The sequence below is a fragment of the Stenotrophomonas sp. 57 genome (genome assembly GCF_030291075.1).
Classification (GTDB): domain Bacteria; phylum Pseudomonadota; class Gammaproteobacteria; order Xanthomonadales; family Xanthomonadaceae; genus Stenotrophomonas.
This window is the reverse complement of sequence record NZ_CP127407.1, coordinates 303,553-315,110: the sequence shown is the minus strand read 5'-3', so window position 1 is coordinate 315,110 and position 11,558 is coordinate 303,553. Positions and strand designations below refer to the sequence as shown.

The window sequence follows — 11,558 nt, the reverse complement described above, 5'->3', positions numbered from 1 at the left end:
GTGTTTCTTTGGTTACTTTCTTTGCACGAGCAAAGAAAGTGACACCTCTCCGCAGGCGCGGAAATGATCCGCTACAACCACCCCTTCTGCCGCGCCAGACGGTACGCCTCAATGCGATTGGCCACGCCCAGCTTGCCGATGCACTCGGACAGGTAGTTGCGCACCGTGCCGTGCGACAGCCCCAGCTGTTCGGCGATCTCGCTGGCGGTACGGCCCTCGCCTGCCAGGCGCAGCACGCAGCGTTCGCGGTCGGTCAGCGGGTCGGCCTGCGACCAGGCATCGAGTGCCAGCTGCGGGTCAATCGCGCGGATGCCCTGCTTCACCTTGCGCAGTGCATCGGCCAGGTTCTCCGCCGGCGCGTCCTTCAACAGGTACCCCAGCACGCCCGCTTCCAGCGCGCGGCGCAGGAAACCGGCACGGGCGAAGGTGGTCACGATCACCACCTTGATCGGCAATTCATGGCGGGCAATGCGCTGGGCCAGCTCCAGCCCGGACAGGCCCGGCATCTCGATGTCGGTGACCAGGATGTCCGGCTGCAGCTGCTGCAGCATGCGCCACGCAGCCTCACCGTCGGCGGCGCTGCCCAGCACTTCGATATCCGGCTCCAGGCCCAGCAATGCCGACAACGCGCCGCGCACCATCGCCTGGTCTTCGGCCAGCAGGATGCGGATCATGCGGCACCGTCCTGGGCCAGCGACGGTGGTGCAGCCGGCGGCAGCGGCGTGGTCGCTGCGACCAAGGGCACACGCACGGTCAGCACGGTGCCGTCGCCCCGTACCGATTGCAGCGCGAACTGCCCGCCCAGTGCCGCCACACGCTCACGCATCCCGCACAGGCCATTGCCTTCAGCCTGTATCCCGCCACGTCCATCGTCGCAGATCTGCATCGCCAGCATTCGCCCTTCCACCATGAATTCCACCCGCGCCTGCGTCGCCTGCGCGTGGCGAACGATATTGGTTGCCGCCTCGCGCAGCACCAGCGCCAGTCCGCGCTCCACGTCCACCGGCATCGGCGGTGGAGGTGCGTACTGCAGGTGCACCTGCTGGCATTCCAGCAGCAGGCGCGCCGAGGCCAGTTCGCCGGCCAGGTCACTGGCGCGGATGCCGGTGACCGCACTGCGTACCTGGGCCAGGGCTTCGCGGGCGATCTCCTCGGCTTCGCCGATCTCCTGCCGCGCACGGGCATCGCCACGGTCGTGCAGCTTGCGCGCCAGTTCCAGCTTCAACGTGATCAATGACAGGGTATGGCCGAGCAGATCATGCAGATCGCGGCCGATGCGCTCGCGCTCGGCGGTGGTGGCCAGCCGCCGCACTTCCTCCTGCGAAAGCTGCAATGCGGCATCCTTTTCCTTGTTCACCGTCTCCACGTTCACCACCATGCCGATGATGAACGACACCGCAGGCACCCAGACCAGGCTCTGCCACGGGTAGTGTGCCAAGTGGGCCACCAGGTAGAACACCGCGTTGAGTACGGCCAGCAGCAACAGATAACGCCACCAGCTGCTGCGACCGCAGACCCGCAGCATCACGCAGCCGAAAATGAAGTAGCTGATGCCCGATGGGTACCAGGGCACCAGCACGATCGCCAGCGCGGTCATCGCCAGCGCATAGCGGGGCGCATGGTGCCGCGGCGACAGCAGCAGGCGCGCATACAACAGCAGGAACAGCGGATAGCTGGCCAGCGTGAACCACAGCCAGCGCAGCGTGTACCCCCCTGAAAACAGCGGCGTCATGAACACCCACACCGTCCACAGCAGGTGGATGGCATCGGCCCAGGCCGGCTTGCCGCGGCGCAGGTTGTCGGCCACCGCCGAATCCGGCGCGGGACGCAGCAGTGAGGCAAGCCAGCTCGGTGGCACGGGAGGATCCAGGCGGGGACGATCGCTGCCGATCATGCCAGTTCAGCCGATCCGGCGCAGGCGGCGCCGTGTCAGCAGCAACGCCACGAGGGTCACCGCCAGCAGCACCAGCAGATGGCCGGCGACGCTGCCCGCAGACGGCAACCCGACCACCGGCAGCGCCAGCTCGGCCAGGTGCCAGGTTGGCCACAGCGGTGCCATCATCGAAAACACCTTGGGCAGCGCCGACAGCGGCAGCCACAGGCCCGACAGCAACGCCAGCGGCAGGTAGACCAGGTTGACCATCGCCGGCGCTGCGCTGGCACTGACATGGCTGCCGATCAGCAGGCCGATCGCCCCCAGCGGCAGCGCAGCCAGGCCCGCCACCGCCAGCAGCTGCAGCACCTGCAGGGCGTGCAGCTGCACACCGCCCAGCACAGATGCCACGCCGATCAACAACGAGGCCACCAGCAGCGCGAACATCACGGCCATCGCAAGTCGCGCCAGCAGCGGCGCCGCCGGCGGCATCGGCAGCCCCCGCTTGAGCGTGAGCAGCCCGCCTTCTCGGTCCAACGCCAGCTGCACGCCGAAGCCGAACAGGGCCGGGGCCATCGCGCCGAACACGCAGTAGGTGGCCAGCAGGTACAGCGGAGCGTGGCCACGGCCCAACAGCACGCCGAACAGCAGGTAGAACAACACCGGGAACAGCAGCGAAGGTACGGCGAAGGCGGGTGTACGCCAGGCGCGGCGCAGTTCGGCCACCAGCTCAGCGCAGTAGGGACGCAGGGCCTGGCGCCAGGCAGACGACGGCGCCGGTGCGGTGCCGGTACGGGTCATCGTGTTCATGCGGCCTCCCGGGTCAGGTCGAGGAAGGCGTCGGCCAGCGCCGCGCCCTGTACTTCCAGCTCACGCAACTGCGCGTCGGCCGCCAGCAGGCGGGCCACTACCGGCTCGGCCGGGCTCGCCAGCAGCTGCAGATGCTCGCCGTCGCGCTGCACCTGCTGCACGCCCGGCCACTGCTGCACGTCTTCAGCAGGCAGCACGCTGCGGCAACGGATGCGGCGCGGCCGGTCGGCCAGGCGCAGTTCGCCCAGCGGCGCGTCGGCCAGAACCCGGCCGCGTTCGAGCACTACCACCTGCTGCGCCAATGCTTCGGCCTCTTCCAGGTAGTGGGTGGTCAGCAACACGCCGCAGCCTTCGGCCACCAGTTGCCGGATCGCCTGCCACATCGCCTGCCGCGCCTGGATGTCCAGCCCGGTGGTGGGCTCGTCCAGGAACAGCACCCGCGGTCGGCCGCACAGCGCGATGGCGAACTGCACCGCGCGCTGCTGCCCGCCGGACAGCTGGCCGTAGCGGCGGCGCGCCAGCGCCTGCAGTCCGGCGCGCTGCAGTACCTCCTGCAACGGCATCGGGTCGGGGTAACAGGCACTGGCCTGGGCCACCAGCTCGTCCACCTGCAGCATCGGCGGCAGGTTCGTGCTCTGCAGCATCACGCCCAGCCCCAATCGACTGGCCCGCTGCTGCGGGTCGCCGCCGAGCAGCTCGACCTGGCCGGCATCGGCGCGGCGCAGGCCCAACAGCACGCTGATCGCGGTACTCTTGCCGGCACCGTTGCGGCCCAGCAATGCCAGCACCTGGCCAGCGCGGACCTGCAGGTCGATGCCATGCAGGGCGGTATGGTCGCGATAGCGCACCTGCACCTGCTGCAGGCGGGCCAGCGACGGGGCGATCGGATCCATGGGCGGTACCGGTAGCGGGGACGTTGCCATCCTGTGCCGCCGTGGTCACATTTCGCAGTTGCCGCCGTCAGTGTCATCGGATGACAGCTGTCACTGCCATCATCGCTGTGCCTGCCTTCATGCTGTGCCGCACGCTCCACCGCCGGAACCGCCGTCGTATGCCCTTCCGGCCACACCCGCCCGAACACCTGTGATGGAACGAATGAACGCTTCTGCCGAGCTGTTGAAGGAACTCCGTATCGACCGCAAGTCGCCGCCGCCCGCCTCCGGTCGCAGTGGGGGCAGCCGCCGCTGGCTGTGGATCGCGATCATCGTGATCGTGCTGCTGGCCGCCGCCGTCGCCTTCCTGTTCGGCCGTGCACCGGCCGTGGAAGTGGAAACCGCCCCTGCGGTGGCCATCCAGCAGGGCAGCGCCAGCAGTTCGGTGCTCGACGCCAGCGGCTACGTGGTCGCCCGGCGCATGGCCACGGTGTCGGCCAAGATCACCGGCAAGGTGCGCGAGGTGATGATCGAGGAAGGCATGCGGGTCGAGGCCGGCCAGGTGATGGCCACGCTGGACCCGATCGATGCCGATGCGCAGCGCAGCCTGTATGCCTCGCAGCTGCAGGCCGCACGCAGCCAGGTGGCAGGGCTGGAGGCACAGCAGAAGCAGGCCGCCGCCGAAGCCAGCCGCCTGCAGGCGCTGGTCGGCCAGCAACTGGTGTCGCGCTCGCAGTACGACCAGGCCGTGGCCCAGCGCGACAGCCTGCGTGCGCAGCTGGATACTGCGCAGCGCAACGTCAGGGTGGCACGCGACCAGCTGGCCATCGCCGACCTGGGCGTGGACAACAACGTGGTACGCGCACCGTTCTCCGGCGTGGTCACCGCCAAGGCGGCGCAGCCGGGTGAAATCGTCTCGCCGCTGTCGGCTGGCGGTGGCTTCACCCGTACCGGCATCGGCACCATCGTCGACATGGATTCGCTGGAAATCGAAGTCGAGGTCGGCGAGGCCTTCATCGGCCGCGTGCAGCCGAAGATGCCGGTGGAAGCCACGCTCAATGCCTACCCGGAGTGGAAGATCCCGGGCGAAGTGATCGCCATCATTCCTACTGCCGACCGCGGCAAGGCCACGGTCAAGGTGCGCGTGGCGCTGAAGGTGAAGGACCCGCGCATCGTGCCGGAGATGGGCGTGCGGGTCAGCTTCCTGGAACAGGCCCAGCCGCAGGCCGCCGCCAAGCCGCAGGGCGTGCGCGTGCCGGGCGGCGCGGTGGTCCAGCGCGACGGCGCGTCGGTGGCCTTCGTGCTGGGCGGCGAGAGCCGCGTGCAGCAGCGCACGGTCGAGGCCGGCCAGGCGATGGGCAAGGACCGCCAGATCCTCAAGGGCGTGAGCGCAGGTGAATCGGTGGTGGTGAACCCGCCGGACACCCTGCGCGATGGCGCCGAGGTGCAACAGAAACAAGCGCAGTAACGGCCTGGCGCCTGCGGGCGCCGCCGGCAGCACCGCTCGACGCACGCCCGCGGCCATCGCGGGTGGGCTTCCCCGTTTCCCGCCTTCCGTGGAGAACCACCCATGTCGACCCTGGTTTCACTGCGCAACATCACCAAGACCTACCAGCGTGGCCCCGAGAAAGTGCAGGTGCTGCACGGTATCGACCTGGACATCGCGCGCGGCGACTTCGTCGCGCTGATGGGCCCGTCCGGTTCCGGCAAGACCACCCTGCTCAACCTGATCGGCGGCCTCGACAACCCCAGCAGCGGTGAGATCAGCATCGAAGGCGAGCGCATAGACCAGATGAGCGGAGGCCAGCTGTCGACCTGGCGCAGCCACCATGTCGGCTTCGTGTTCCAGTTCTACAACCTGATGCCGATGCTGACCGCGCAGAAGAACGTGGAGCTGCCGCTGCTGCTGACCCATCTCAGTGCCTCGCAGCGCAAGCGCAATGCCGAGATCGCGCTGACCCTGGTCGGCCTGGCCGACCGCCGCAGCCATCGCCCGAATGAACTGTCCGGCGGCCAGCAGCAGCGCGTGGCGATCGCCCGCGCGATCGTCTCCGACCCGACCTTCCTGATCTGCGACGAACCGACCGGCGACCTCGACCGCCAATCGGCCGAGGAGATCCTGGGCCTGCTGCAGCAGCTCAACCGCGAACACGGCAAGACCATCATCATGGTCACCCATGATCCGAAGGCCGCCGAGTACGCCACGCACACGGTGCACCTGGACAAGGGCGAGCTGGCCGACGCGCCGCTGGCCCACTGACGGAGGCCACCGCGATGAAATACTTCTCGTTGGTGTGGGCGCAGCTGTTCCGCAGCCGTACGCGCACCTTGTTGACCCTGCTGTCGGTGGTGGCCGCGTTCCTGTTGTTCGGCATGCTCGACTCGGTGCGCGTGGCGTTCTCGTCCGGCGGCAGCGTGGAAGGCGCCAACCGCCTGGTGGTGGCCTCGCGGCTGTCGATCACCCAGTCGTTGCCGATCCGCCTGGAAACCCAGATCCGCCAGGTGGCCGGCGTGCGCGACGTGGCCTATGGCATGTGGTTTGGTGGCATCTACCAGGACCCGAAGAATTTCTTCCCGAACTTCTCGGTGTCGCCCAACTACTTCGATGTCTACCGCGAGCTGCAGATCGACCCGGCGCAGCTGGAAGACTGGAAGCAGACCCGCACCGGCGCCATCGTCGGCGAATCGCTGGCCAAGCAGTTCGGCTGGAAGATCGGCGACACCATCCCGCTGCAGGCCACGATCTTCCCGCGTGGCGGCAGCAACGACTGGCCGCTGGAACTGAAGGGCATCTACCGTTCCAAGGACCGCGCGCTGGCCGCCAACGAAGAACGCCAGTTGATGATGAACTGGAAGTACTTCGATGAATCCAACGACTACATCAAGAACCAGGTGAGCTGGTACACGGTGACGCTGGACAATCCGGACCATTCCTCGCGGGTGGCGCAGGCGATCGATGCGATCTCGGCCAACTCCGACCACGAGACCAAGACCCAGACCGAATCAGCGTTCCAGCAGGCCTTCGTCAAGCAGTTCGCCGACATCGGCATGATCGTCACTTCGATCATGGGCGCGGTGTTCTTCACCCTGCTGCTGCTGACCGGCAACACCATGGCGCAGGCGGTGCGCGAGCGCGTGCCGGAGCTGGCCACGTTGAAGACGCTGGGCTTCAAGGACAGCACCGTGCTGACCCTGGTGATGGTGGAGTCGGTGCTGCTGATCGGCCTGGGCGGACTGATCGGCATGGGCCTGGCCGCGTTGATCCTGCCGGCGATCGGCCCGAAGAGCATGGGCCTGCTGCCGCCACACGTGCCCACGCCCACCTGGCTGATGGGGCTGGGCCTGATCGTGGTGATCGGCATCATCGTCGGCCTGCTGCCGGCGCTGCGTGCCAAGCGCCTGAAGATCGTCGACGCACTGGCCGGCCGCTGAGGAGACCTGCAGATGAAAAAGTTCAAGAAGTGGGCCGGCAACGCGTTGACCGTACTGCTGCTGGTCATCGGCCTGGTGCTGTGGATCAGCCTGCCGTGGATCGGCGTGCTGGCCGTGGCCGTGCTGGTGGCCCTGTGGCTGCTGCTGACCCGTGGCGGACGGCTGGCACTGGCCGCCACCCGCATCGGCGTGGCCAGTCTGCCGCAGCGCTGGGGCGCCTCCTCGGTGATCGTGGTCGGCATTGCCGGCGTGGTCGGCGTGCTGGTGGCGATGCTGGCCATGGGCGAAGGCTTCCAGGCCACGCTCAACAACACCGGCGACGACACCACCGCCATCGTGCTGCGCGGCGGCTCGCAGGCCGAGACCAATTCGGTCATCACCCGCGAGCAGGTGCCGACGCTGTCCACCCTTCCCGGCATCAGCCGCGATGGCGAAGGCAGGCCGCTGCTGTCGCCGGAGCTGTCGCAGGTGGTCAACCTGGTGTCGAAGGCCGATGGCACCGACGTCAACGCGCAGTTCCGCGGCGTCGGCCCGCAGGCCTGGGCCGTGCATGACAAGGTCAAGATCATCGAAGGCCGCAAGTTCGCCGCCGGCCTGCGCGAGATCGTGGTCGGCCAGGGCGCCAAGGGCCAGTTCCGCGGCATGGACGTGGGCAAGACGCTGACCCTGGGCAACCAGACCTGGACCGTGGTCGGCGTGTTCGCCACCGGCGATGCGCATGATTCGGAACTGTGGACAGACGCCGATACGCTGGCCACCACCTACCAGCGCAGTGCCTGGCAGTCGATCAGCGTGCGTACCGATGGCAAGGCCGGCTTCGAGCAGTTCAAGGCGGCGGTCGCCGCCGACCCGCGCCTGAAGCTGGACGTGGAAACCACCCGTGTCTACTACAGCAAGCAGGGCGGCGGACTGACCAAGCTGATCGACATCCTCGGCAAGGTGATCGGCACGATCATGGCGGTGGGTGCGGTGTTCGGCGCACTCAACACCATGTATGCGGCTGTTGCCACGCGTGCGCGCGAGATCGCCACCATGCGCGCGATCGGCTTCCGTGGCCTGCCGGTGGTCACCGCGGTGATGCTGGAGACGATGCTGCTGGCGCTGCTGGGCGGTCTGCTGGGGTGCGCGGTGGCGTGGCTGCTGTTCAATGGCTACAGCGTGTCCACCATCGGCAGCAACTTCAGCGCGGTGGTGTTCAAGTTCCATGTGTCGCCGGAACTGCTGTGGACCGGCCTGAAATGGGCACTAGGCATCGGCCTGGTCGGTGGCCTGTTCCCGGCGCTGCGCGCGGCCCGGTTGCCGATCACCACGGCGTTGCGCGAAACCTGAGCATTTCGCACTGGTACAACGCGCACATTGCAGGGGGACGAAGCGGAAGCTTCGTCCCTTTTTCATTGGTGGGGTCAGATTCCTTCGCTGCGCGAAGGGATCTGACCCCACTCTGGATCCAGTAGATCCACGCCATGCGTGGAGGGAAGCATGCGCACACGCGCGGCTACAGATATCCGGAAATCTGCCGCTATGGATGCCTCTGCCCATCCCCGATGCAAAGCGTGTGACGCTGCGCACAGCGCATCTGTGGATTGTTGGTTGCGATTCATGTTCGCACTCATTCAGCGGCACGGAAGCAAACAGTTACGAATGGAAACATTCTAGAATCCCGCCCCCACGTTGGTTTGCAGCACCCCACGCGCCCACAGAACGGGCGCATGTTTTTTCTGAAACACGAGATTTCACGGATGTCCCTGAAGACCACCCCGCTGCGCAACGCGATCGTCATCGCGCTGGCCGCCAGCTGCACCACCCCCGCCTTCGCACAGAGCGCCGGCGATACCCCGACCAACCTCGACCGCATCGAAATCACCGGCTCGCGCATCCGCCAGGCCAGTGTCGAAACTGCCCAGCCGGTGGTCGCGCTCAACCGCGCCGAGATCGAGAAGAAGGGCTACGTCAACGTCGCCGATATCCTGCAGGATGTCACCGCTGCCGGCTCGCCGAGCATGAGCCGCGCGTCCTCGCTGACCTCCTCGCGCGATTTCGGCGGCATGTATGTCAGCCTGCGCAACCTGGGCCCGGAACGCAGCCTGGTGCTGATCGACGGCCGCCGCATGGGCGTCAGCGCCGGCGGTTATTCCGACCTGGCCTCGATCCCGTCGGCCATCGTCGAGCGCGTGGAAGTGCTGACTGACGGTGCTTCGGCCCTGTACGGCTCGGACGCCATCGCCGGTGTGGTCAACATCATCACCCGCAAGAACTTCGATGGCGGCGAAGCCAGCGTCTACGTCGGCCAGTACGGCGAAGGCGACGGCCAGAAGCGCTCCTACAGTGCCACCTTCGGCAAGACCTTCGACCGCGGCTGGTTCAGCGTCGGTGCCGAGCGCACCAAGGAAGACGAAGTGATGGGCGGCGCGCGCGAATTCAGCCGCTACGTCAACGGTCCGCGCCACCCGAACGATGGTCTGAACGGCAACACGCCGTGGGGCAGCGTCACCGTCGGCGGCAAGCCGCTGACCGTCGGCCCGGGCGGCGACCCGACCAGCGCCAGCAACTTCCACGCGCCGAACCCGGCCGATGGTGCCAACACCAAGACCAACATGAGCCTGCTGACCGGCCTGGAGCGCACCTCGGTGTTCGCCAACGGCGGCTTCTCGATCACCGACGACCTGCGCATCGTTGCCGATGCCATGTACAGCAAGCGCGAATCGACCAAGCACCTGGCCGGCTACCCGTACTCGGTCACCGCCACACAGGCGCGCAACGGCAGCCGCGCCGCCCTGTCAAAGGACAGCGCGTTCAACCTGTGGCAGCAGGACGTGCTGTTCTCGCACCGCACCGAAGAAATGCTGCGTGGCACCGAGAACACCCTGGAAACCAAGCGCGGCAGCCTGGGCCTGGAAGGCAGCTTCGAAACCGGCTCGCGCTACTGGGACTGGAACGTCAGCTACACCTACAACCGCAATGAAGGCGAGCGCGTTGGTACCGGCAGCATGTACCAGCCGAACGTCAACCTGGCCGTCGGCCCGTCCTTCATCGAGAACGGCGTGGCCTACTGCGGCGCCCGCGATGCGGTGATCGCCGGCTGCGTGCCGTGGAACCCGGCCGCGCCGATGGGCTACACCGGCCCGGGCTCGCTGAGCAACCAGGACGTGCAGGACTACCTGTTCGCCCGCTACGTGGACAAGAGCCAGACCACCACCAAGGTGGCCAGCGCCAACATCTCCGGTTCGCTGTTCTCGCTGCCGGCCGGCGACATCATGGCTGCGATGGGCTTCGAGCACCGCACCGAAGAAGCACGCTACACCCCGGACCTGATGGTGCAGAACGGCCAGATCGCCGGCACCACCGGCAAGCCGACCCAGGGCGACTACTCGCTCAACGAGGTCTACCTGGAAATGCAGGTGCCGCTGCTGGCCGACATGGCGTTCGCCCGCGAACTGTCGCTGGATGTCGCGGGTCGCTATTCGGACTACAACAACTTCGGTTCCACCACCAACAGCAAGTTCGGCGTGAAGTGGAAGCCGATCGACAGCCTGCTGGTGCGCGCCACCTATGGCACCGGCTTCCGTGCACCGACCGTGGACGACCTGTACGGCGGCACTGTCAGCACCCGTGATTCGTTCACCGATCCGTGCGATACCTCGTTCGGCACCGCTGCAAGCAGCGCCGCCGTGGCTGCCCGCTGCAAGGCCCTGAAGGTGCCGGCCAACTTCCGCCAGCTCAACAGCGACGGCACCGTGGCCAGCAAGCCGGGCCAGCAGGCCACCACCGATTTCAACTCCGGTTCCAACCCGGACCTGAAGCCGGAAACCGCCAAGACCTGGACCGTGGGCCTGGTCTACAGCCCCGACTTCGTGCAGGGCCTGGACGTCAGCCTGGACTGGTGGAAGATCCGCATCGACAACGCCATCGTTGGCGAGTCGGCCACCAACATCCTGGAACAGTGCTACGTGCAGGGCTCGGACGCCGCCTGCGGCCGCTTCACCCGTGGCAGCAACGGTCAGGTCAACGCGCTGGACCGTTCGCTGGTCAACGCCGGCTACCGCGAAACCGCCGGCTATGACATCAGCGCACGCTACCGCCTGCCGGAAACCGCGTTCGGCAAGTTCGCCGTTACCTGGAACACCACCTACACCGACTACCTGGAGCAGCGCAATGACAACGCCGCCACCACGCCGGTGGAGCAGCTGACCAGCTGGGGCGGCAACTTCCGCGTGCGTTCGACCTTCAACCTGGACTGGCAGTACGGCAACCTGGGCATCGGCTGGACCGCGCGCTACTACTCCAGCATGAAGGAGAAGTGCTCCTACATGGACGAGTGCAACATGCCGGGCTTCAGCTCGGCCTACACCGATGCCTCGCCGACCAACAAGGTGGGTTCGAACACCTTCCACGACCTGCAGGTGCGTTACGCCCTGCCGTGGGACGGCACCGTTTCGCTGGGCCTGAACAACGTGTTCGACCACCAGGGTCCGATCATGTACAGCCAGCCGAACAGCAGCTTCACCTACTACGGTGGCTTCGACATCGGTCGTTTCATGTACATGAAGTACCAGCAGCGCTTCTAAGCCTGC

General features: G+C 67.0%; 9 protein-coding genes. 5 read left to right on the top strand and 4 right to left on the bottom strand.

Features of this window, described 5'->3' with window-relative positions:
* Positions 1-71: 71 nt before the first annotated feature.
* From QP512_RS01370 to QP512_RS01355, 4 genes are read right to left on the bottom strand one after another with little or no spacing between them, the layout of a single operon-like run.
* Positions 72-674, bottom strand: coding sequence for a response regulator transcription factor (locus QP512_RS01370; protein WP_286070669.1), 603 nt, complete (start codon positions 672-674; stop codon positions 72-74).
* The gene (locus tag QP512_RS01365) at positions 671-1,894 is read right to left on the bottom strand and encodes a sensor histidine kinase (protein ID WP_286070668.1); all 1,224 of its coding nucleotides are present in this window, start codon (positions 1,892-1,894) and stop codon (positions 671-673) included. The genes QP512_RS01370 and QP512_RS01365 overlap by 4 nt, the downstream gene beginning before the upstream one ends.
* A gap of 6 nt (positions 1,895-1,900) precedes the next feature.
* Complete coding sequence (locus QP512_RS01360) at positions 1,901-2,683, bottom strand: ABC transporter permease (protein ID WP_286070667.1); 783 nt, start codon at positions 2,681-2,683, stop codon at positions 1,901-1,903.
* Positions 2,680-3,576, bottom strand: coding sequence for an ABC transporter ATP-binding protein (locus tag QP512_RS01355; RefSeq protein WP_286070666.1), 897 nt, complete (start codon positions 3,574-3,576; stop codon positions 2,680-2,682). The genes QP512_RS01360 and QP512_RS01355 overlap by 4 nt, the downstream gene beginning before the upstream one ends.
* Positions 3,577-3,778: 202 nt before the next feature.
* On the opposite strand from QP512_RS01355, the gene QP512_RS01350 reads away from it, so the two are divergent.
* From QP512_RS01350 to QP512_RS01330, 5 genes are all read left to right on the top strand, one after another.
* Positions 3,779-5,023 carry an efflux RND transporter periplasmic adaptor subunit gene (locus QP512_RS01350; RefSeq protein WP_286070665.1) on the top strand — a complete coding sequence of 415 codons (1,245 nt, stop codon included), beginning with the start codon at positions 3,779-3,781 and terminating at the stop codon, positions 5,021-5,023.
* Between the two features lie 102 nt (positions 5,024-5,125).
* On the top strand, positions 5,126-5,815 hold the full coding sequence (locus QP512_RS01345) for an ABC transporter ATP-binding protein (protein ID WP_286070664.1): 690 nt from the start codon (positions 5,126-5,128) through the stop codon (positions 5,813-5,815).
* A 14-nt stretch (positions 5,816-5,829) separates the two neighbouring features.
* Positions 5,830-6,987: an ABC transporter permease gene (locus QP512_RS01340; RefSeq protein ID WP_286070663.1), complete on the top strand. Its 1,158-nt coding sequence runs from the start codon at positions 5,830-5,832 to the stop codon at positions 6,985-6,987.
* 12 nt (positions 6,988-6,999) lie between these two features.
* Complete coding sequence (locus tag QP512_RS01335) at positions 7,000-8,316, top strand: ABC transporter permease (RefSeq protein ID WP_286070662.1); 1,317 nt, start codon at positions 7,000-7,002, stop codon at positions 8,314-8,316.
* Positions 8,317-8,726: 410 nt separating this feature from the next.
* A complete protein-coding gene (locus QP512_RS01330; RefSeq protein WP_286070661.1) occupies positions 8,727-11,552 on the top strand; it encodes a TonB-dependent receptor in 2,826 nt (941 codons plus the stop codon).
* Positions 11,553-11,558 lie beyond the last annotated feature (6 nt).